Origin of the sequence: Shewanella rhizosphaerae (assembly GCF_019457655.1) — a bacterium.
GTDB classification, from domain to species: domain Bacteria; phylum Pseudomonadota; class Gammaproteobacteria; order Enterobacterales; family Shewanellaceae; genus Shewanella; species Shewanella loihica.
The window spans coordinates 3086641-3109713 of the sequence record NZ_CP080420.1 but is presented as its reverse complement, the minus strand read 5'-3'; the positions used below and the strand labels follow the sequence as shown (position 1 = coordinate 3109713).

General features: G+C 55.0%; 19 protein-coding genes. 18 read left to right on the top strand and 1 reads right to left on the bottom strand.

All coding sequences use genetic code 11. From position 1 onward, the window contains the following. Positions 1 to 39: 39 nt before the first annotated feature. From tsf to tilS, 16 genes are all read left to right on the top strand, one after another. A complete protein-coding gene (gene tsf, locus K0I63_RS13630; RefSeq protein WP_011866431.1) occupies positions 40 to 888 on the top strand; it encodes a translation elongation factor Ts in 849 nt (282 codons plus the stop codon). A gap of 133 nt (positions 889 to 1021) precedes the next feature. After that, complete coding sequence (pyrH, locus tag K0I63_RS13625) at positions 1022 to 1765, top strand: UMP kinase (RefSeq protein ID WP_011866430.1); 744 nt, start codon at positions 1022 to 1024, stop codon at positions 1763 to 1765. Positions 1766 to 1800: 35 nt separating this feature from the next. Next, a complete protein-coding gene (gene frr / locus K0I63_RS13620) occupies positions 1801 to 2358 on the top strand; it encodes a ribosome recycling factor (RefSeq protein WP_011866429.1) in 558 nt (185 codons plus the stop codon). Positions 2359 to 2439: 81 nt separating this feature from the next. Beyond that, positions 2440 to 3231, top strand: a complete 792-nt coding sequence (gene uppS / locus K0I63_RS13615) for an undecaprenyl pyrophosphate synthase (protein WP_011866428.1) — start codon at positions 2440 to 2442, stop codon at positions 3229 to 3231. Between the two features lie 20 nt (positions 3232 to 3251). Next, entirely contained in the window at positions 3252 to 4109 is an 858-nt protein-coding gene (locus K0I63_RS13610) for a phosphatidate cytidylyltransferase (protein ID WP_220081390.1), read from the top strand. A 2-nt stretch (positions 4110 to 4111) separates the two neighbouring features. After that, positions 4112 to 5299 carry a 1-deoxy-D-xylulose-5-phosphate reductoisomerase gene (ispC, locus tag K0I63_RS13605; protein WP_220081389.1) on the top strand — a complete coding sequence of 396 codons (1188 nt, stop codon included), beginning with the start codon at positions 4112 to 4114 and terminating at the stop codon, positions 5297 to 5299. A gap of 70 nt (positions 5300 to 5369) precedes the next feature. Next, positions 5370 to 6731 (top strand): sigma E protease regulator RseP, encoded by a 1362-nt coding sequence (gene rseP, locus K0I63_RS13600; protein ID WP_011866425.1) that lies wholly within the window; start codon positions 5370 to 5372, stop codon positions 6729 to 6731. Positions 6732 to 6762: 31 nt separating this feature from the next. After that, positions 6763 to 9246, top strand: coding sequence for an outer membrane protein assembly factor BamA (bamA, locus tag K0I63_RS13595; protein ID WP_220081388.1), 2484 nt, complete (start codon positions 6763 to 6765; stop codon positions 9244 to 9246). A 69-nt stretch (positions 9247 to 9315) separates the two neighbouring features. Next, a complete protein-coding gene (locus K0I63_RS13590; protein WP_011866423.1) occupies positions 9316 to 9810 on the top strand; it encodes an OmpH/Skp family outer membrane protein in 495 nt (164 codons plus the stop codon). A gap of 6 nt (positions 9811 to 9816) precedes the next feature. Further along, positions 9817 to 10842 carry a UDP-3-O-(3-hydroxymyristoyl)glucosamine N-acyltransferase gene (lpxD, locus tag K0I63_RS13585; RefSeq protein WP_220081387.1) on the top strand — a complete coding sequence of 342 codons (1026 nt, stop codon included), beginning with the start codon at positions 9817 to 9819 and terminating at the stop codon, positions 10840 to 10842. A 30-nt stretch (positions 10843 to 10872) separates the two neighbouring features. Beyond that, entirely contained in the window at positions 10873 to 11334 is a 462-nt protein-coding gene (gene fabZ / locus K0I63_RS13580; protein ID WP_011866421.1) for a 3-hydroxyacyl-ACP dehydratase FabZ, read from the top strand. Further along, a complete protein-coding gene (gene lpxA, locus K0I63_RS13575; RefSeq protein ID WP_220060302.1) occupies positions 11331 to 12098 on the top strand; it encodes an acyl-ACP--UDP-N-acetylglucosamine O-acyltransferase in 768 nt (255 codons plus the stop codon). The genes fabZ and lpxA overlap by 4 nt, the downstream gene beginning before the upstream one ends. Before the next feature lie 95 nt (positions 12099 to 12193). Continuing rightward, positions 12194 to 13342 (top strand): lipid-A-disaccharide synthase, encoded by a 1149-nt coding sequence (gene lpxB, locus K0I63_RS13570; protein WP_220081386.1) that lies wholly within the window; start codon positions 12194 to 12196, stop codon positions 13340 to 13342. Next, positions 13342 to 13968 carry a ribonuclease HII gene (gene rnhB, locus K0I63_RS13565; protein WP_220081385.1) on the top strand — a complete coding sequence of 209 codons (627 nt, stop codon included), beginning with the start codon at positions 13342 to 13344 and terminating at the stop codon, positions 13966 to 13968. The genes lpxB and rnhB overlap by 1 nt, the downstream gene beginning before the upstream one ends. Positions 13969 to 14140: 172 nt before the next feature. Beyond that, positions 14141 to 17614, top strand: coding sequence for a DNA polymerase III subunit alpha (gene dnaE / locus K0I63_RS13560; RefSeq protein WP_220081384.1), 3474 nt, complete (start codon positions 14141 to 14143; stop codon positions 17612 to 17614). Further along, a complete protein-coding gene (gene tilS / locus K0I63_RS13555) occupies positions 17615 to 19033 on the top strand; it encodes a tRNA lysidine(34) synthetase TilS (RefSeq protein ID WP_220081383.1) in 1419 nt (472 codons plus the stop codon). Positions 19034 to 19212: 179 nt separating this feature from the next. Here tilS and dgcS read toward each other — a convergent pair whose 3' ends face one another. After that, a complete protein-coding gene (dgcS, locus tag K0I63_RS13550) occupies positions 19213 to 20088 on the bottom strand; it encodes a diguanylate cyclase DgcS (RefSeq protein WP_220071897.1) in 876 nt (291 codons plus the stop codon). A 257-nt stretch (positions 20089 to 20345) separates the two neighbouring features. Here dgcS and K0I63_RS13545 point away from each other — a divergent pair, with 257 nt between their 5' ends. Then, positions 20346 to 22295: a monovalent cation:proton antiporter family protein gene (locus K0I63_RS13545; protein ID WP_220081382.1), complete on the top strand. Its 1950-nt coding sequence runs from the start codon at positions 20346 to 20348 to the stop codon at positions 22293 to 22295. Between the two features lie 25 nt (positions 22296 to 22320). After that, positions 22321 to 23034 (top strand): SGNH/GDSL hydrolase family protein, encoded by a 714-nt coding sequence (locus tag K0I63_RS13540; RefSeq protein ID WP_220081381.1) that lies wholly within the window; start codon positions 22321 to 22323, stop codon positions 23032 to 23034. Positions 23035 to 23073 lie beyond the last annotated feature (39 nt).

Sequence of the window (23073 nt, the reverse complement as noted above, 5' to 3'; positions counted from 1 at the left end):
CACATTTGATTTGTAGAGTTACCTATAGAGGATTTAACAATGGCAATTACTGCTGCCCAAGTTAAAGAACTACGCGAGCGTACTGGCGCTGGCATGATGGATTGTAAGAAAGCGCTAACTGAAACCAATGGTGACATTGAGCTAGCGATTGAAAACATGCGTAAGAGCGGTGCTGCAAAGGCTGCTAAGAAAGCAGGTAACATTGCTGCTGAAGGTACTATCCTGATCAAGCAAGGCGAAGGTTTCTCAGTACTTCTAGAAGTTAACTGTCAAACTGACTTCGTTGCTAAAGACTCTAACTTCCTGGCTTTCGCTAACGAAGTTCTGGATGTTGCTGCAGCTGGCAAAGTATCTATTGCCGACCTACAAGCTCAGTTCGAAGAAACTCGTGTTGCGCTAGTTGCTAAAATCGGTGAAAACATCAACGTTCGTCGCGTTGAGTACATCGATGGTGCTAGCCAAGCTTCTTACCGTCACGGCGACCGTATCGGTGTTGTTGTAACTGGTGAAGCTGACGAAGAGACTCTGAAGCACGTTGCTATGCACGTTGCCGCTTCTAAGCCAGAATACGTTAACCCATCAGACGTACCAGCTGAAGTTGTTGAAAAAGAGAAAGCCGTTCAGATCGAAATCGCGATGAACGAAGGCAAGCCTCAAGAGATCGCTGAGAAGATGGTTGCTGGCCGTATGAAGAAGTTCACCGGTGAGGTTTCTCTGACTGGTCAAGCTTTCATCATGGAGCCTAAGAAGACTGTTGGCGAAATCCTAAAAGAGAAAGGCGCTACAGTAACTAACTTCATTCGTCTAGAAGTTGGTGAAGGTATCGAGAAGAAAGAAGAAGATTTTGCCGCTGAAGTAGCAGCGCAAATCGCCGCTTCTAAGGCGTAATCGCCAGTTGTAAGATACCCTAAAAACCGCAGCATTCGCTGCGGTTTTATTATGCCAATTAGATTGCTGCACAGCGCTTTTTTTTCTATATAATTGGCACGTTACCCATCGGCATTTATCAGGACAAACAACTATGAGCACAAATCCAAAACCTGCTTTTCGACGTATTCTTCTCAAACTGAGTGGCGAGGCCCTGATGGGCGAAGAGGGCTTTGGCATCGATCCCAAGGTGCTAGATCGCATGGCACAAGAGATTAAAGAGCTGGTTGAGCTTGGTATTCAGGTAGGTGTTGTGATTGGTGGCGGTAACCTATTCCGTGGTGAAGGCCTGGCACAAGCCGGTATGAACCGTGTGGTGGGCGACCATATGGGCATGTTGGCAACCGTAATGAATGGTCTGGCGATGCGCGATGCGCTGCACAGAGCCTATGTGAATGCCCGCCTGATGTCGGCCATCCCCTTGAAAGGCGTCTGTGACGACTACAACTGGGCCGAAGCGATTAGCCTGCTTAAATCTGGCCGCGTGGTGATCTTCGCCGCCGGTACGGGTAATCCTTTCTGTACCACAGACTCTGCCGCCTGCCTGCGCGGTATCGAGATCGAAGCCGAAGTGGTACTCAAGGGCACTAAGGTAGATGGTGTTTACTCAGATGACCCAGTTAAGAACCCAGAAGCGGTAAAATATGACGAGATGGGTTATGGCGAAGTCCTGGAAAAAGAATTGAAAGTGATGGATCTTGCGGCATTTACCCTTGCAAGAGATCACGATATGCCTATCTTAGTGTTTAATATGAACAAGCCTGGTGCGCTACGACGTGTTATCATGGGCGACCATGAAGGTACGCTTATTAGAAGTAGCCGTAAGACTGCCGAATAAATAACCCGATACGAACGAATTTAAGGATATTTAACGTGATTAACGAAATCAAAGAAGATGCAAAGAGCCGTATGGCGAAGTGTGTTGAAGCGACTAAGAATCAAATGGCTAAAGTACGTACTGGTCGTGCTCACCCAAGTCTGCTTGATTCGATCAAGGTACCTTACTATGGTACGCCAACCCCGCTTAAGCAGGTAGGTAACGTATCTATTGAAGATTCTCGTACTCTGGCAATCACTGTCTTTGATACCACTATGATTGCAGCGGTTGAGAAGGCGATCATGAGTTCAGATCTGGGCCTAAACCCTATGTCTGCCGGTACGACTATCCGTATTCCGCTACCAGCATTGACCGAAGAGCGTCGTAAGGACCTGATCAAGGTAGTTCGCGCCGAGGCTGAAAACGGTCGTATCGCCGTACGTAACGTACGTCGTGACGCTAACTCTGACGTGAAAGCGCTAGAGAAAGAGAAAGAGTGTACCGAGGACGATGTACGCCGCACTGAAGATGAGATTCAGAAGTTTACTGACGCTCACATCAAGCAGATCGATGAGATCTTGACGGCAAAAGAAGCAGAGTTGATGGAAGTCTAATCTCCCTGTTTCGTTACTAGAGTTCGCACGCCGTGTAGGGGTATACTACACGGCGTTTGCTATTTTTAAGGGTTGTAATAGATGTCAATCGAATCTCAATCTGGCTCTGAGTTATCTAATGAAGCACTCGCAGAGCTGGTAAAACAGTCTATTCCCAAGCACGTGGCGATCATCATGGATGGCAACGGACGCTGGGCACAGGCACAGGGCAAGCCCCGTGTTGTGGGCCACAAGGCCGGTGTAAAGACTGTTCGTCGCGCGGTGAGTATGGCGCGTGAGATGGGGATAGGTTCGTTAACCCTGTTTGCGTTTTCCAGTGAAAACTGGCGCAGACCCGAGAAAGAAGTCAGCCTCCTGATGGAGCTGTTTTTCACCGTTTTACAACGAGAAATAAAACTACTGGATAAAAACGGGGTAAGGCTCAACATCATAGGGGACATCAGTCGTTTTTCTGCCCGACTGCAGAAGCAGATCGCCGCGGCGATGGAGAAGACGGCCAACAACACTGGTTTGATCCTCAATGTGGCGGCCAACTACGGCGGTCGCTGGGACATAGTGCAGGCGGCGCAAACCTTAGCCAAAAAGGTGGAATCTGGCGAAATGACCAGCAGTCAGTTCACCGAGGAGGCGCTAAGTCAGCATTTAAGCATGCAAAATCAACCGGAAGTTGATTTAATGATTCGCACCGGTGGCGATTTTCGCATTAGTAACTTTGTGTTATGGCAAGCGGCTTACGCAGAGTTAGTGTTTACTGATGTGTTATGGCCAGATTTTGATGAACAGGCCTTTAAAGATGCGGTAGCCGTATTTGCTACCCGGCAGCGCCGTTTTGGATTGACGGGTTCTCAAATTGAGACTTTGCAGGCTGAGTAATAAATTTAAGAGGGAAAGTTTTGCTAAAACATAGAATAATAACAGCAGTATGGTTGATCCCATTGGTGATGGGAGCCATTTTCTTTTTCCCTGTGGAGTATTTTTCATGGGCTTTGGTGGCTGTGTTCCTGATCGCCGCCAAAGAGTGGGGACGCATCATAGACAAGCGCTGTAATGTGACCCAGTGGAGTTTCACCCTGACCATAGGCATCTTACTGGTGGCGTTAAACCTCTTGGTGCCCACCGAAGAGGTTTGGTTTAAGAGACAGCTTCATCCTGTCTATCTCGCCATCACACTGATTGGTGCCATGTGGTGGGTCATCTCGTTATTCCTGGTACTCAGCTATCCTAAAAGCGCCGCCCTCTGGGGTAAGAGCCACATGCTGAAATCCATGTTTGGCCAGCTGACCTTAGTGCCCTGTTTTACCGCCTTGATCGCGCTAAAGGCCCTGAGCACGGCAAGCATGCCATACTATGGCGGCGCCTTGGTATTCCTGGTGATGCTCACCGTGTGGGCGACCGATTCTGGAGCATATTTCGCCGGTAAGGCCCTGGGCAAGCACAAGCTGATGCCTAACGTGAGCCCGGCGAAAACCGTCGAGGGGCTACTCGGTGGCCTGGTGACTACTATGGTGGTCGTGGCGGGCGTGATGATGGTCTCGCCAGAACAGGAGCTGGGACTGGTGATCGGCGTGACCCTGTTTGTCGCCCTGGTTTCGGCCCTTGGGGATCTATCGGAAAGTATGTTTAAGCGTGTGGCCGACATTAAAGATTCGGGCACCATATTGCCGGGTCATGGTGGGGTGCTTGACCGCATCGACAGCCTGACGGCGGCGCTGCCCATCTTTACCCTAATTTATATCGCATTTTGGATGTAACCATGCAGAAAATGGTGATTCTAGGCGCCACAGGTTCTATCGGCGCCAGTACCCTGAGCGTTATCGAGCAAAATCCTGAGGCCTACAAGGCCTTTGCCCTGGTCGCCCATAAGAGCGTCGATAAGATGCTCGACTTGTGTATCAAGTACAATCCATCGATAGCCCATATGGTCGACCCACAGGCGGCGGCCGAGTTGCAGCGTCGTTTGCCGGCGCACTTGGCGATTGCCGTCTCTTCGGGCGAAGATGAGTTGGCGGCTATCGTCGCTCTGCCCGAGGTGGATTGCGTCATGGCGGCCATCGTTGGTGCTGCTGGTCTACCTGCCACACTGGCGGCGGTTAAGGCGGGTAAGCGGGTGCTGCTGGCCAATAAAGAGTCGCTGGTGATGTCGGGTCGTCTGTTTATCGATGCGATGCAGGGCTCAAACGCCGAGGTGTTGCCAGTAGACAGTGAGCACAACGCCATCTTCCAGTGTCTGCCAGAGCCTGCTCAGCAAGCCATTGGTGCCTGCGACCTGGCCGGTGCCGGCATCTCTCATATTCTGTTGACCGGATCGGGCGGACCTTTTCTCACCTCAGATCTCGATAGTTTGAGTCAGATGACGCCGGATCAGGCCTGCAAACATCCTAACTGGTCCATGGGCCGTAAGATCTCGGTCGATTCTGCCAGCATGATGAACAAGGGACTCGAGTATATCGAGGCCCGTTGGCTGTTTAACGCCACTAAAGAGCAACTCAAGGTGGTGGTGCATCCCCAGAGCGTGATCCACTCTATGGTGCAGTATAAGGACGGTAGCGTGTTGGCCCAGATGGGCAACCCAGACATGCGCACCCCCATAGCGCACTGCATGGCCTATCCGCAAAGAATTTCGGCGGGCGTTGAACCTTTAGATTTTTTCAAAGTCGGACAGTTAAGCTTTCTTGAACCCGACTTCAATCGCTTCCCCTGTCTGAAGTTGGCCATAGATGCCTGCGAGCAGGGACAGGAAGCCACCACGGTATTGAACGCGGCCAACGAAGTGTCGGTCGAGGCCTTCCTGGCAGGATTGATACGTTTTACCGATATCGCACGGGTAAACGAGTATTGCCTGAGTCATGTCGAGCAGCGTAGCTTAGACACCATAGAAGATATTTTGGCGCTGGACGGCCTGGCACGGCGCGCTGCGCAGGAGCAGGTCGCCAAGCTGTAAGGCTCGCGCCAGCTCGTTTTAAGGCTTTCGTGGCTTACGTAAGCAAAGATAAGCAGAGATAAGGAGAGGAATGCTAGACTTTTTGTGGAACTTGGGCTCATTCATTATCGCCCTTGGAATTCTCATCACGGCCCATGAATATGGTCACTTCTGGGTGGCCAGACGCTGCGGCGTGAAAGTTGAGCGTTTCTCTATCGGTTTCGGTAAGGCCATCTGGCGTAAGATCGGCGCCGATGGTACCGAGTACGTGGTGGCCATGATCCCCCTCGGCGGCTACGTGAAGATGCTCGACGAACGGGTCGATACCGTTGCCGACGAGCTAAAGCCCCAAGCCTTTAACCGTAAATCTGTCTGGCAGCGCATCGCCATCGTCGGTGCCGGCCCCATGGCCAACTTCGTGTTCGCCATTTTCGCCCTCTACATCATGTACCTTATCGGGGTGCCCTCGATTAAACCTGTGATTGAGTCGACACAGTCCGGCTCGCCGGCGGCGGTGATTCAGGTCAAGAAGCCTATGCAGGTGATTGCCGTTGGCGATCGTAGCGTGCGTAATTGGGAAGAGGTGACCTATGCCTTGGTCGGTCACATAGGCGATGATGCCATCGACGTCACGCTGGCGCCCTTGTCGGGCGTGATGGGCGAGGAGCGCACCTATAAGCTAGATACCCGCAAGTGGAAGTTTAATCCTGAGACTGAGTCGCCCATTACTTCGCTGGGCCTCAATGTCTTTAGGCCTGCCATCACCCCTAAGTTGGGTTTTGTGGCCGAAGATGGCGCCGCCTATGCGGCGGGTTTGCGCCTAGGTGACACCTTAGTCGCCGTTGATAACAAATCTTATGGCGATTGGGATCAGTTTGTTGCCAAGATCAAGGCATCGGCCGACAAGCCTATCAGCGTGACCATCAGACGCGATGGTGAGCAGCTCAAGTTCAATGTCACCCCTAAAGCGCGCACTATTGACGGCGGTAAGGTCGAGGGCGTGATTGGCGTGGCACCGACCCAGGCGCCTTGGCCCGATGAGATGCGTCTGCAACTGGAATACGGTGTCGGCGAGTCCCTCATGGTCGCCGCCGATAAAACATGGCAACTTGTATCGGTCAGCATTAAGATGATCGGCAAGTTATTCACCGGTGACGTGTCGGTGAAGAATCTGAGCGGCCCAATCTCTATCGCTCAGGGCGCGGGAAACAGCGCCAACTATGGCTTAGTTTACTTTTTGGGATTCCTGGCATTAATCAGCGTGAATTTAGGCATTATTAATTTATTGCCTTTACCCGTGCTTGATGGCGGGCATCTGTTATATTACTTCATCGAAGTGATCACAGGCAGGCCTGTACCGGAAAAGGTGCAGGAAATTGGATTCAGATTTGGGGCAGCCTTGCTGCTAATATTGATGAGTATCGCCCTTTTCAATGATTTTTCCCGACTCTGAGCAAGGACACACACATAATTAGAAGTGCTCTATGAGATTGAATAAAATTTTTGCCTCGATGTTATTAGTCGGTGCGTCTTTATCAGGGAAGGGTTGGGCCGATACATTCCAGCCTTTTGAAGTGACCGACATCCAGGTTAAGGGACTGCAGCGTGTTGCACTGGGTGCGGCGCTGTTGAATATTCCTATCAAGGTGGGAGACACGGTCGACGAGATGCGTCTGCAGCAGGCGATTAAGAGCCTGTATTCCTCGACCAACTTCGAGCATATCGAGGTGAGCCGCGATGGCAGCGTCTTGGTGGTAACGGTCAAAGAAAGGCCTACCATCAGCGTCGTGACCTTTGAAGGCAACAAGGACATTAAAGACGAGCAGCTGCAAGAGAGTCTCGACGGCAGTGGCGTCAAGGCCGGTGAGTCGCTGGATCGTACCATGCTCAGCGGCATCGAGAAGAGCCTGCAGGACTTCTACTATGGCGTGGGTAAATATGGCGCCAAGGTTGAGGCTCAGGTGATCAACCTGCCGCGTAACCGTGTCGAGTTGAAGTTTAAGTTTACCGAAGGTTTGGCGGCAGAGATTCGTCAGATCAACGTGGTGGGCAACACTGTCTTTAGCGACGCCGAACTGATCGGCATGCTGGAGCTGAAAGACTATGTGGCCTGGTGGGATCTCTTCGGCGAGCGTCGTTATCAGAAGCAGAAGCTGCAGGCCGACCTTGAAACCATCAAGACCTTCTACCACAATCGCGGTTATATCCGTTTCGAGGTGACCTCGACTCAGGTGGCGATGACGCCTGACCGTAAGGGTCTCTACATCACCATCAACGTCGATGAGGGTGAGCAGTACAAGGTTAAAGAAGTTAACCTGACTGGCGACCTCATGGGCCGCGAAGAGGTGATGCAGGCGATTCTGCCGATCAAGGTAGGCGATACCTATAACGGCGCAGACGTAACCTTTACCGAAGAGATGTATGGCAAGTATCTGGGCCGTTTCGGCTATGCCTACCCTGAGGTGAAGACCTATCCTGAGATCGATGATGAGACTAAAGAGGTCGCCCTCAACGTCAACATCAAGCCGGGTAAGCGCGTTTATGTGCGTAGCATTAACTTTACCGGTAACCAGGTTACCAAAGATGAGGTGATGCGCCGCGAGCTGCGTCAGATGGAAGGCGCCTGGCTGAACTCGGCCCAGGTTGAGCAATCCAAGGCGCGTCTGAACCGCCTGGGTTACTTCGAAACCGTCGATACTCAGACGGTTCAGGTGCCGGGCACAGATGACCTGGTGGACGTCGACTTCACCGTGAAGGAGCAGCCATCAGGCTCGTTCAACGCGGGTGTGGGTTATGGTACCGAGTCGGGCTTGAGCCTACAGTTTGGTGTGCAGCAGAGTAACTTCTTGGGTACAGGTAACCAGGCGGGTATCAACCTTAATACCAACAAGTACTCGAAGAACGTCAACATCAACTACACAGATCCTTACTTCACCAAAGATGGCGTGAGCCTGGGTGGTAGCATCTACTGGAACGAGTTTGACGCTCAGGAAGCGAACCTCGAACGCTATAAGAACAGTTCTTACGGTATTGCGGTCAACTCTGGCTTCCCGATCAACGAATACAACCGTATCAACGGCGGTATCGGCTATCGTCACAACAGTATCTCGGAGATCTCGGCCTACGAGCAGGCCCTGCGTTTCTACAACATCTATCGTGACGCCAACGATCCTAACGCCGACCTGTCATTCGATAACTTCGAGCTGACCCTCGGCTGGTACCGCAGCACGCTTAACCGCGGCACCTTCCCAACCGATGGTTCGTCACAGCGTCTGAGCGGCAAGATGACGGTGCCAGGTTCGGATCTGCAGTACTTTAAGACAGATTTCGATACCAGCTTCTACTGGCCAGTCAATCGCAGCCACAGCTTCGTGCTCCTGACTAAGGCGCGTCTGGGTTATGGTAACGGTTATGGTCAGTACAACGACAACGACCAGATCCTACCTTTCTGGGAGAACTACTACTCGGGTGGTAGCAGCTCACTGCGTGGCTTCAAGTCTAACTCTGTGGGTCCACGTTCATTCTACCTGTATCGTGGTAGTGAGCCCTGCTCGCCAGATCCAGCAGGGGATACTTGTACCTTGCCAGGGGATCCTAACCGTGTCACTGTGAGCGGTGGTCGCTCTATCGGTGGTAACGCCATCGCGACGGCGAGTGTCGAGATGATAGTGCCAACTCCATTCCTGGATGAGGCCTATACTAATTCGGTTCGTACCAGCTTCTTCGTCGATGCGGGTAACGTCTGGGATACCGAGTTCGATTACGACTCATATCGCTTCCTGCCGGCTGAGCAGTTTGACAAGTTGTCTGACTATTCCGACCCAGGGCGTATCCGCGCCTCGGCGGGGATGAGCGTTCAATGGTTGTCGCCAATGGGACCTATGGTATTTAGTCTTGCATGGCCAATCAAAAAATATGAAGATGATGACACAGAGATCTTCTCGTTCAACATTGGTAAAACTTTCTAAAGTAGAACTAATTTAAATAAAAAGTCATCGGCAAGTTTTGCTGATTATAAGGAGTTTATTTTGAATAAGATGTTTAATCGCGCAATGATGGTGTTGGTTCTGTTAGGCGCACCTATCGCGGCACAAGCTGAAAAGATCGCCGTTGTCGATATGCAGGCGGTATTTGAGCAGCTACCACAGCGCGAAGAAGTCAGCAAAACACTGAAAACCGAATTCGGCGATCGTGTGGCTGGCGTACAGAAGATGCAGGAAGAGCTTCGCGGCATGCTAGAGAAGCAGCAACGCGACGCGGCCCTGATGAGCGAAACGCAGAAGACTGAGATGCTGCGCAAGATGGAGTCTCTCAAGGCAGAGCTACAGCTCAAGGGCAAGGCGCTGGACGAAGATATGCGTCGTCGTAACGGTGAAGAGCAAAACAAGCTATTGGTTAAAGTTCAAAAAGCCATCAGCGCTATCGCCGAGAAAGAGAAGTATGACGTAGTGCTACAGCGCGGCGCCGTGATCTACGTGAAGCCGACATCAGACATCAGCAGCAAAGTGGTTGAAGCTCTGAGCAAAGGCTAAGCATTGATGACAAGTTATACCCTAAGTGAGATCGCCGCCCATCTGAATGCCGAGGTCAAGGGTGACGAGACGGTGACTATTCACCGTGTCGCCACGCTGGAGAAGGCACAGGCGGGGGAGATCTCCTTTCTGGCGAATCCAAAATACCAGAGTCAGTTAGAAGGCACGGCAGCCTCTGCCGTGTTGCTCTCGCCCAAGATGGCCGAGCATTATAGCGGCAACGCCATAGTGTTGGCCGACCCCTATGTGGGGTTTGCAAGAGTCGCTCAGCTGCTCGATACCACGCCTAAGGCCGCCGAGGCCATTCACCCCAGTGCGGTTATTGACCCTAGCGCCCAGCTGGGTGAAGGCGTCGCCATAGGGGCCAATGCGGTGATCGGCGCCAAGGTTATCTTAGGCGAGAATGTTCAGGTAGGTCCCGGCTGTGTGCTTGGCCAGGATGTTACCGTCGGCTCAAACTCTATCCTGTGGGCCAACGTGACCCTTTACCATGATGTGCAGCTGGGTACAGACTGTATCGTGCATTCGGGCACAGTGATCGGCTCTGATGGTTTTGGTTATGCTAACGAGCGTGGTCAATGGATCAAGATCCCACAAACCGGTGGGGTGCGTATCGGTAACCGTGTCGAGATAGGTGCCTGCACCAGTATCGACCGCGGCGCCCTGGATCACACAGAGATCCACGATGGCGTTATTATCGACAACCAGGTGCAACTTGCACACAACGTGGTGGTAGGTGAAAACACCGCGCTGGCCGGTAGTTCTACCTTTGCCGGCAGCTGTACCATAGGTAAATACTGTATCATAGGCGGCAGCAGCGCCGTGGCAGGGCATCTGTCGATTGCCGACGGTACCCATATCTCGGGTGGCACCAATGTGACGAGTGTTATTCGTGAGCCTGGTGTATACTCTTCTGCTACCGTTGCGATGGAAAACAAGTTGTGGCGACGTAATACCGTCAGATTCAGACAACTTGATGAATTGTTCCAACGCGTCAAACAGCTTGAAAAAAACGTTAAATCAGATGATTAACTGCCCGAGGGCAGCTAAGGAAGTTATTGAGTGTCAAATCAATTAAATACGATGGATATCAAAGAGATCCTAAAGTTCCTACCTCACAGGTATCCGTTTTTATTGATCGATAGAGTCCTCGACTTTACGCCAGGTGAAACACTGCATGCGATCAAGAATGTCACCATCAACGAGCCATTCTTCCAGGGCCATTTCCCTGTAGCTCCGGTGATGCCAGGTGTATTGATCCTAGAGGCGATGGCCCAGGCGACCGGTCTGTTAGCGTTTAAAACCATGAGCGATGAGCCATCTAACGATGCCTTATACTATTTTGCCGGTATCGATAACGCTCGCTTCAAGCGTGTGGTCGAGCCAGGCGACCAACTTCATTTCGAAGTTAAGATGATTAAAGAACGCCGCGGGATTGGCGTCTTCACAGGTGAAGCTAAGGTCGATGGCGAACTAGTTTGTTCGGCAGAGATCATGTGTGCCCGCAGAGAGATTGCCAAGTGATTGATAAATTAGCATTTGTACACCCAGATGCCAAAATCGGTAACAATGTTACCATAGGCCCATGGACCTATATCGGCCCAGATGTCGAGATCGGCGACGATTGCCATCTGAGCTCTCACGTGGTGGTCAAGGGCCCTACGGTTATCGGCAAGGGTAACCGTATTTTTCAGTTCGCCTCAGTAGGGGAAGACTGCCAGGATAAGAAGTATGCTGGCGAGCCAACCCGACTGATCATCGGCGACAACAATGTGATCCGCGAATCTGTCACCATACATCGCGGCACGGTGCAGGATAACGGTGAGACCCGTATCGGTTCTAACAACCTGTTTATGGCTTACGTGCACATCGCCCACGACTGTGTGGTGGGTAACAATGTGATCATGGCCAACAACGCCTCTATCGCCGGCCACGTCCATGTGGGCGACTGGGCGATCCTAGGCGGCATGACAGGTGTGCATCAGTTTGTGCATATCGGTGCCCATGCCTTTACCGCTGGTTATTCGCTGATCTTACAAGATGTGCCGCCATTTGTGATGGCGTCGGGTCAGCCTGCTATTCCAAGGGGACTGAACAGCGAAGGCATGAAACGCCGCGGCTTCTCCAAGGAGAGTCAACTGGCGGTGCGCCGTGCCTATAAGACCTTGTATCGCAAGGGCTTGACCATAGAAGAAGCGGTTGCCGCCTTGGGTGAGGATGCCGAGGACGAGCAGGTTAAGCTGCTGATGGACTTTGTGGTCAACTCGAGCCGAGGCATTATTCGTTAATCGGTTTCTTTAATCGGTTTAGCTATTTGGTTTAGCTATCGAAGAAAAGCTCGTGTTCACGGGCTTTTTTATTTTCAGTAAGCAAGTAACAGAAGATGAATCAGAGCAATCAAAAAGTATTCGCCATGGTGGCGGGTGAGCTGTCCGGTGATATTCTCGGCGCTGGCCTGATCAAGGCCTTGAAACAGCAATACCCGGATGCCCGCTTCGTCGGTATCGGCGGCCCGCAGATGGATGCCCTGGGGTTTGAGTCCCTGTTCTCTTTCGAGGAGCTGGCCGTGATGGGCCTGGTCGAGGTGCTGTCGCGCCTGCCGCGCCTGCTTAAGGTGCGTAAAACACTGATCGACGAGCTGACCGCCCTAAAGCCAGATTGCTTCATCGGTATCGATGCCCCCGATTTCAATATCGGCCTGGAACTGAAGCTTAAGGCGCAGGGGATTAAGACGGTTCATTATGTCAGCCCTTCTGTGTGGGCCTGGCGCCCGAAGCGGATCTTCAAGATCGCCAAGGCGACCAACATGGTGCTGTCGCTACTGCCCTTCGAGAAGGCCTTCTACGACAAGCACGATGTGCCTTGTACCTTCGTCGGCCACACACTCGCGGACGATATTCCACTAGAGAGTGATAAGCTCAGCGCCCGCGAGACACTGGGGTTAGATCCCCACGCCGAATACCTCGCCATCTTACCCGGTTCACGGGGCGGCGAGCTCAAACAGCTGGCCGAGCCTTTCGTCCAGGCGGCGGTAAAGTTGCGCCAGCGCTACCCGGACCTTAAGTTTGTCACCCCGCTGGTGAATGCCAAGCGCCGGGCCCAGTTTGAACAGGCCCTCAAGACCCATGCGCCGGATCTCGACATACATCTGGTCGAGGGACAGTCTCGCACCGTGATGGCTGCGGCCGATGCTATCTTGCTGGCGTCCGGCACCGCGACCCTGGAGGCCATGTTGGTGAAACGCCCCATGGTGGTGGCCTACCGGGTATCGCCGATCACCTATCGTATCGCCAAGGGAATGATGCAGATTTCTCATTACTCCTTGCCTAATTTGCTGGCGGGCAGGGAGATCATCCCTGAGTTAATTCAGGCCGACTGTACCCCAGATAAGATAGTCGACGCCGTGTCCAATCAGCTCGATGGCGATCATAAGCCGTTGATGGAGACCTTTATGACGCTGCATCAACAGCTAAGGTGCGATGCCAGTGCGCGCGCGGCCCAGGCGGTTATTGAGCTAGTGGAGACAAAATAGTGGCTATCTATAAACAAATTACCGCCGAACAGGTCGAGGCACTCTGTAGCGGCTTCTACGCCGGCGTTGATGAAGTGGGCCGTGGCCCCTTGGTGGGCGATGTGGTGACCGCCGCCGTGGTGCTGGATCCGAACAATCCTATCGAAGGATTAAATGACTCCAAGAAGCTGTCGGAGAAGAAGCGCGACGCCCTCTATGAGGAGATCCTCGCCAAGGCGCTGGATGTCAGCGTCGGACGCTGCTCGCCGAGCGAAATTGACGAGCTCAACATCTTGCACGCGACCATGCTGGCGATGCAGCGCGCCGTCGCCGGACTGCGCGCCCGCCCTGACAGAGTATTGATCGACGGCAATCGGGTGCCTGCCTTCGTCGATGAGACCCTGGAGGGTCATGCGGTGATCAAGGGCGATGGCCTGATCCCGGCCATCAGCGCCGCCTCTATCGTTGCCAAGGTGGTGCGCGACAGAGAGATGGAAGCCCTGGATGAGCGTTATCCCGAGTATGGCTTCGCCAAGCACAAGGGCTATCCCACCAAGGCGCATTTTGAGGCGCTTGAGGCCCATGGCGTACTGGCCGAGCACCGCAAGAGTTTCAGGCCGGTCAAGGAGCGTCTGGAGGCCTGTTAAACCGCCCGCGCGGGGGCGCCTGTGACTGGTGCCCAGTGTGTGACTCTGGTACTCTTTCAAGGTTGCTCTTTAAAGGTGACTTTTCAAGGCGACTCCTTCAAGGCGACTCTTTCACGGGAATAGTTCGCCGCATAAATATTAGAAAATTTGCTAACTAAATCAGAATCTTCTTATGTCAGAACCTCGTTTCGTGCACCTGCGCGTACACAGTGATTTTTCCATGTCTGATGGCCTCGCCAAGGTCAAGCCCATTCTCGCCAAGGCCAGTGAAGATCAGATGGCCGCACTGGCCCTGACCGACAACACCAACCTCTGCGGCCTGGTGAAGTTTTATGGCGGCTGTCACGGCGCTGGGATCAAGCCCATCGTAGGTTGTGACTTCTTCATGCTGGTGCCGGGATTCGAGGATGAGTTCTGTTCCCTGACCGTGCTGGCGATGAATAACGAGGGGTATAAGAACCTGACCCTGCTGATCAGTGATGCCTATCTGCGTGGCCATGTAAAAGACAGGGCGGTGATCGACCAGGCTTGGCTGGAGCGCTACAGCGAAGGGCTGATCCTGCTCTCCGGAGCCAAAGATGGCGACGTGGGCAAGGCGCTGCTCAAGGGTAACCAGGGCCAGGTGGACTCACTGGTCGCCTTCTATCAGACCCATTTCCCCGACCGTTATTATCTCGAGCTCATCCGCACCGGGCGCCCCGACGAGGAGCGTTATCTGCATATGGCGGTGGAGCTGGCGGGCGAGAAAGACCTGCCCGTGGTCGCCACCAACCAGGTGGTATTTATACAGCCTGAGCAGTTTGAGGCCCACGAGATCCGCGTGGCCATCTCGGATGGTTTCACCCTGGCCGACCCAAGGCGGCCGCGCCGCTACAGCGAGCAGCAATATTTCCGCAGCCAGGATGAGATGTGTGAGCTGTTTGACGATATCCCCGAGGCGCTGCAAAACAGTGTGGAGATCGCCAAGCGCTGTAACGTCACGGTGAGACTCGGTGAATACTTCCTGCCTAACTTCCCCACCGGCGATCTCTCCATCGAAGATTTTCTGGTCGAGGTCTCCAAGAAGGGCCTAGAGGAGCGTCTAGAGTTCCTCTTCCCCGATGAGGCACAGCGCGCCGAGCGCCGCGGCGAGTATGACGAGCGTCTCGATGTTGAGCTGACGGTAATTAACAACATGGGATTCCCCGGCTACTTCCTCATCGTGATGGAGTTCATCCAGTGGGGTAAAGACAACGGTATCCCTATCGGTCCCGGCCGTGGTTCGGGAGCGGGTTCTCTGGTGGCCTATGCGCTTAAGATCACCGACCTCGACCCACTGGAATTCGACCTGCTGTTCGAACGTTTCCTTAACCCAGAACGTGTTTCCATGCCCGACTTCGACGTCGACTTCTGCATGGACAGACGCGATGAGGTGATCGATCACGTGGCCGAACTCTATGGCCGCGACGCCGTGTCTCAGATCATCACCTTCGGTACCATGGCGGCTAAGGCCGTGGTGCGTGACGTGGGCCGTGTGCTGGGCCACCCCTATGGCTTCGTCGACCGCATCTCTAAGATGATCCCGGCCGAGCCAGGCATGACACTGGCCAAAGCGTTCGAGGCCGAACCGGCGCTGCCCGAGGCCTATGACGCCGATGAAGAGGTGAAAGACCTCATCGACATGTGTCGGGTGCTGGAAGGGGTCACCCGTAACGCGGGTAAACACGCCGGGGGCGTGGTGATCGCGCCGACGGTGATCACTGACTTTGCGCCGCTCTACTGTGACGCCGAGGGTCACAACCCGGTTACCCAATTCGATAAGAACGACGTGGAAACCGCCGGTCTGGTGAAGTTCGACTTCCTGGGTCTGAGGACCCTGACCATCATCGACTGGGCGCTGCAGATGATCAATCCGCATCTGGCGAAGCAGGGCAAAGAGCCAGTGCGTATCGAGGCGATCGTTTTGGATGATCCTGCCTCCTTCCGTCTGCTGCAGCGCTATGAAACCACCGCCGTGTTCCAGCTGGAATCCCGCGGCATGAAAGATCTGATTAAGCGCCTACAGCCTGACTGTTTCGAAGATATGATCGCACTGGTGGCCCTGTTCCGTCCCGGGCCTCTACAGTCGGGCATGGTAGATAACTTCATCGAGCGTAAGCACGGCCGTGAAGAGGTTTCCTATCCGGACCAACAGTGGCAACACGAGAGCCTCAAGCCGATTCTGGAGCCCACCTACGGCATCATTCTCTACCAGGAACAGGTGATGCAGATCGCCCAGGTGCTGGCGGGCTATACCCTGGGCGGCGCGGACATGCTGCGCCGTGCTATGGGTAAGAAGAAACCCGAAGAGATGGCCAAGCAGCGTAGTGTCTTCGAAGAGGGCGCGGTCAAGAACGGCGTCGACGGCGAGCTGGCGATGAAGATCTTCGACTTGGTGGAGAAGTTCGCCGGTTACGGCTTCAACAAGTCGCACTCGGCCGCCTACGCCCTGGTGTCCTACCAGACCCTCTGGCTCAAGACCCACTTCCCGGCGCAGTTTATGGCGGCGGTGATGTCGGCGGATATGGACAACACAGACAAGATAGTGACCCTGGTGGACGAGTGTGAGCGCATGGGCTTGCCGCTGTTGCCGCCGGACGTCAACAAGGGCCTGTTCCGTTTCACCGTGGATGACGACCTCAATATCGTCTATGGCATCGGCGCCATCAAGGGCGTGGGTGAAGGCCCGGTGGAATCGATTCTGAAGGCGCGTGAGGATGGGCCATTCGTGGACCTGTTCGATTTCTGCGCCCGGGTCGATCTCAAGAAGCTTAATCGCAGAGTCATCGAGAAACTGATCTGCGCCGGCGCCCTGGATAACCTGGGACCGCACCGCGCTGCCATGATGGCGACTCTGCCAGAGGCAATTCGCGCCGCCGATCAGCATGCCAAGGCCGAGGCGATTGGTCAGCACGACATGTTTGGCCTGCTCAACAGCGAGCCGGAAGACAACAAGCAGCAGTTTGTGCACTGTACACCTTGGCCGGACAAGGTGTGGCTCGAGGGCGAACGGGAGACCTTAGGTCTGTATCTGACTGGTCATCCGATCAATCAGTACCTCAAGGAGCTCAAGCATTACACCTCGGGCAGGCTCAAGGATGTGCATCCCACCGAGCGGGGCAAGACCACCAAGGCCGCCGGGCTCGTGGTGGCGACCCGTGTGATGATGACCAAACGCGGCTCCAAGATGGGCCTGGTCACCCTGGACGATAAGAGTGCGCGTTTGGAGGTGATGCTGTTTACCGAGGCCTTTGAGAAATTTGGTGATCTGCTGGAGAAAGACAGGATCTTGATCGTCGAAGGGGAGGTGAGTTTCGATGACTTCTCCGGCGGCAATCGCATGACGGCCCGCAACATCATCGACATGGGTGAGGCGCGCAGTCACTTCGCCCACGCGGTCGAGGTGGACCTGGACGGCGCTAGTATCACACCAGAGTGGCTCGGGCAGTTCCAACAGGCGGTCGAGCCCTGGAAGGCGGGCAGTGTGCCCTTGGTGATCAACTATGCCCAGCCTACCGCCAAGGCCCAGTTCAGGCTGGGGGATGAGTGGCGGGTGAATCCGACCGACGAGCTGATGCTGGCGCTGGAGACACTGACCGGGTCTGATAAGGTAAGGATCCTCTTCTAGATGGCGCCCGACAACTTCTGTCCATTTGATGCCCTGACCCAGCTACTAGCGCGGGTGAAGCCTGCGGCTGGCATTAAGTCACGTACTAAGCCAGCTATGAAGTTAGTGCTGGCTTACAGTGGCGGCGTCGACTCAGAGGTGCTCGCCCATGGCCTGAGCCGTTTTGCTAAGGCGCATCCCGAGTATCAATATCTTTTGGTGCATGTGCATCATGGCCTCAGCGCCAATGCTGATAGCTGGCAGAGCCACTGTGAGCGCCGCGCCCGCGAGTATGGCTTGCCGATCAGCGTCAAGCGGGTGACAGTGGTTAGCGGCGCCCGTATCAGCCTCGAGGCCGCAGCCCGCGAGGCGAGATACGATGCGCTGCGAAGCGAGTTAGCCCCCGGCGATATCCTGCTCACTGCCCATCATCAGGACGATCAGTTAGAGACGCTATTACTGGCCCTCAAGCGTGGCCTCGGGCCCAAAGGGCTGGCGGCCATGGGAGAGGTGCAGTCCTTTACCCCTGATAATCCACTCCTCAGGCCTCTGCTGACCACATCCCGCGCCCAGATAGAAGCCTTCGCTAAGGCCGAGGGGCTTAGCCATATCGAGGATGAGAGTAATAAGGACAGTCGTTTCGACCGCAACTTTTTGCGCAATGAGGTGCTGCCGATCCTCACGGCGCGCTGGCCAGCCTTTGCCGCCACCGCCAGTCGCAGCGCTCAATTGTGCGCCGAGCAGCAGGCGCTGATCGACGAGGAGGTGAGTCTTCGTTTACCTGCCATGCTGCTAAGCGTGCCCCATAGCCAGGCGGCCGTGTTGGATCTGAAGGCGCTGGCAGAGCAGCCAGGGCGCTGGCGTCCCCATCTGCTGCGGGGCTTTATCGAGCATCGCGGCTTCCCTTTACCCTCGGCGGCGCAGCTGGGGGATATTTTGGCGCAGCTCGAGGCCAAGGCCGATGCTCAGGTGACGATCCGCATCAGATCTATGGTGCTGAGACGTTTTCAACACGCCCTCTACCTGGACTCAGTCGAGGTTGACCCCAGACATGAGCAAGTGCTGCAAGGCCTGGATGAGGATGTGAGCTCCCAAGGCTCGACGTTAAGCTGGCCTATGGATAGCCAAAGCCTGCTAGTGGCGAACTGGAGCATGACGGGCCCTAGGCTACGTCTAGAAAAGGCAGACGAGGTGACGCTTCGTTTTGGCGCCTCGGGTAGCCTGCGTTGTCATCCCCATGGTCGGGACAAGGGGCGGGAGCTTAAGAAATTGTGGCAAGAGTTTGCCGTGCCGCCTTGGGAGCGAGGGCGTATTCCGCTTATCTTTTCGGGCGAGCAATTAGTTGCGGCTGTGGGACTCTGGGTAGATAAACGCTACCTGGCCGCTGAAGGCGAGGGCGGCTGGCAGTTCAGCCTTGCCGAGATTAATGGCAATACCTAATAGCCAATATCTAATTCCTAACTTCTAATATCAATCACCCAATACCTAACATCTAGGCGGCAGGATGGCGCTATCCTGCCGGGCAATTTTTCAAATCGGCTATTCTCTAATCCTTCGCTAAACCTGTTCTAAAGCCCTTTTAAGCTCTACTCGATCTCGCCTTTGACTCGGATGCCACTCTAATCGACGCGGTAGCAGCGACGTCCGGCCGCCTTGGCGCGGTAGAGGGCCTTGTCGGCCCTGAGGTATAGGGTCTCAGCGTCATTGCCAAGCTGCCACTGGGCAAGGCCCATGCTGGTCTGCACCTGAAACTTGGTCAGCAGGCTATCGCCTTCCATCATGGCGAGGATCCGCTCACACAGCACGCTGGCCGCCTGGGTATCGCCTTCGATCAGCAGGGTAAACTCATCACCGCCGATACGAAACGCCTGGTCGCTGTCGCGAATCGCCTGCTCTAGGGTGTGGCCGAATTGACTCAGCACCTCATCGCCCACCAGGTGGCCATACTTGTCATTCAGGCTCTTGAAGTTATCGAGATCCAGTACCACTAAGGTGATCGCATCCCCATGGCGCTGGGCGCGGGCCAGTACCTGCTTAAGGCTCTGCTCATAGTAGCGACGGTTGCCCAGATGGGTGAGTGAGTCATGCATCGCCTGTTTCGCCATCTGCTGGTAGGCGATGGCGTTCACTAAAGGGCTCAGCAGCAGTGACTGCAACTGATACAGCAGCTCTGTCTGTGGCTTGATCAGCGGCGCCGACAGACGATAGGCGATGCTGATGCTCACCCCATCATGGCTAAGGTTTTGTTTTATTAGTAAACCTTGCTCACCGCCCCAGCTTAGCTGATACTCTTTATAGCACAGGGTGATCCCCAGCACTGGCAAGTGTTGTCCCATGAGTTTGCCGTAGCAGGCAAATACCGTCCGTGGATCTAGGCTCTCATGCAGCTGCTGCATGACGGTGACCAGATTAGGCGCACCGACTGTATTGTGATGGTGATCTGGCTGATAGCGATATTCGTCAAACGAAAATTCTGTCGCTAAGGCAAAGTCCATAATCTTTACTCCACAATGTAACGGACCCGAGATAGGTTATATAAAGCAAAAAACGTGCCTAATACTAAATGATGAGTTTGTCTATATATGTCATTGAGTTAGTCTGGGCAAGGGGGGCTTAGTCGGTGACAGTATTTTGACTCGGGCAAGAAACTTGACGCTAGAGTTCGTGTCCAGGCCCATTTGGGCACACCGTTTTGGGCACACAGTTTTGGGAAGAGCGTATTTGAGGGCAGGCAGAGGAGAGCGCAGCGGTAATGGAACACAGCATACTGATTAAGATCCTGTTGATGTTGATGATGGCCATAGTGGCGATCGCCCTCTTTAGGCGGGCGGGCCTGCCGGCTATCCTGGCCTATCTGATCACCGGGGTGATCAGCGGCCCTTCTGTGTTCAACTGGTTCACTCAGCAGCAGATCCACTCGGTGGCCGAGCTGGGGGTGGTCCTGCTGATGTTCTCCCTAGGTCTCGAATTCTCGCTGCCCAGGCTCTGGGCCATGCGCCGCACCGTATTTGGCCTGGGTAGCGCCCAGGTGTTTGTCACCGCCGTCCTCACCATGTGCATCAGCATGCTACTGGGGCTTAACCTGAGTGAGTCCATCGTGGTGGGCTCGGCCATCGCTCTCTCTTCTACCGCCATCGTACTCAAGCTGCTCAACGAGCGCGGCTGGCTCAGGCGGCGCCACGGTGAGCTGTCGGTGAGTGTCTTGCTGTTTCAGGACCTGGCCGTGGTGCCCCTGCTGATCCTCATGCCTCTGCTGGCCTCAGACGGTGAGATGCTGAGCTGGCACCAGATCTTGCTCGCCATGGGGGAGGGGGTATTAGCCTTCATCGCCCTGATGGCAGTGGGTAAGTGGGCGCTGCCTAAGGTGTTTGATGAGGTGGCGCGCTCGCGCTCCAACGAGCTGTTTGTGCTCTCTACTCTAGTAGTGGCGCTGGTCACAGGCGCCTTGACCCAGTGGCTGGGGCTCTCCATGGCGCTGGGGGCCTTTATCGCCGGTATGCTGCTGGGGGAGAGCCAATACAAACGCCAGCTGGAGGCGGACATTCGCCCCTTCAGGGATCTCTTGATGGGACTCTTCTTCATCTCTATCGGCATGCTGCTCGATTTTAGCCTGGTGATCACCTTCTGGTGGCAGGTACTGCTGCTGGTGGTGGCGGTGATTATCGCCAAGGCCTTGATAGTCTTTGGCCTGCTCAGGGCAGCCAAGGAGTCGTTTCGCACCTCTGTCGCTACCGCCATCAGCCTGGCGCAGGTGGGGGAGTTCAGTTTCGTGGTGCTGGCGTTGGCGGTCAACTATCAGCTGCTGGAGATCACCGTCAGTACTAAATTGGTGATGGTGGCTGTGCTGTCGATGGCGGTGGCTCCCTGGCTGGTGCGTCACAGCGTAGATATTGCAAGACGCCTGCATGGGGTCAAGTCGGTTAAGCAGGGCGGCCATGAGACTATTCCCATCCCGGAGCAGAGTAGTGACCTGGTGTTGATTCTAGGTTATGGCCGGGTGGGGCAGACCATAGCCCGCTTCATGAAGACGGAGGCGATCCCCTATCTGGTGCTCGACCGGGACCCCACCAGGGTGAGCGAGGCGCGCCGGGCGGGAGAGCCTGTCTATTTTGGCGATGTGGCCAAGCGGGCGATCCTCAAGCAGGCGCAGATCAAACATGCCAAGCTGATCGTGCTCACCTTTACCAGCAGTCATGTGCTCGATGAGGTCTTGCCCCTGTGCCGTCAGCTAGCACCCGAGGCCAAGATCTTGGTGAGAACCCGCGACGACGAGGGCATGGAGGCGCTGGAGGAGGCGGGGGCCAGTCAGGTGATCCCGGAAACTCTGGAGGGCAGCCTGATGTTGGTGTCTCAGGTGCTCTATCAGTGCGGCGTGCCCCTGACCCGGATCCTCAAGCGCCTCGAGTATGAACGGCGCAATCACTATCAATATCTGCATGGCTTCTTCTCCGGCGAGGAGACAGACTTTACCCTGGAGCTGCTGCACGCGGTCGCCCTGCCCAAAGGCGCCCAAGTGGTGGGCCAGCCGCTCTCGGCCATTCCCTGGGACAAGCTCAGGGTGGAGCTAAGGGCGGTGCGTCGCAGCGGCGCCGAGGTGGAAAGCCCTGAGCTTGACTGGCTGATCCGTCCCGGGGATATCCTCATCATCCTGGGTAAGCCGCGGCGCATCGAGAAGGCCGAGCATTACCTGCTTCAAGGCTAATCGGATAAGAGAGAGGAAAAGCGCTATGGTTCGACCAGCCCTGTTAATCGTGCTCTCTCCGCTGCTCTTGATGCAGGCGCTGTGGGTCAAGTGGCGCACGCCAAGGCTACCAGAGCCCGATGGTGAGCGCAGTGGCGAGATGGGTGAGGGGGAGCCGCTTAGGCTCTTGATTCTTGGGGACTCAGCAGCGGCGGGCGTCGGCGTCACCCACCAGAATGACGCCCTGAGCGGTCAGCTCACTCGTCTGCTGGCGCCTCACTATCGACTCAACTGGTGCTTACTTGCCAAGTCGGGCATGACCACGGCCCAGACGCTCAAGCTTATCCAGCAGGCACCAAATAGTGTCGATGTCATCCTTATCTCTTTGGGGGTCAACGATCTGCTCTCGCCCATAGGCGTGCAGCGCTGGCTTGCCTCGACTGGTGCGCTGATAGGCGGTTTACTTGAGGCCTCACCCGGCGCAAGGGTGCTGCTGACGCCGCTGCCACCCCTTGGGGACTTTCCGAGATTTTCTCAGCCTCTCGCCGGTGTGTTGCGGCGACGGGAGGCGTGCTTTAATCGGGCGCTAGAGCAGTTTTGCCAGGGCCAAGGGGCCTGTCAGCTTCTGTCCCTCATGCTACCTTTGACGCCAGAAGCCCTGGCCAGCGATGGCTTTCACCCCAGTGCGGCCAGTTATCGTCTGTGGGCGGAATGCGCCAGTCAGGCGATCCTAGCCCGCCTCGGTGCTGTCACCTTATAGGCGACCCATCCAGTCTACCTAACGTCTATTGATAGTCTT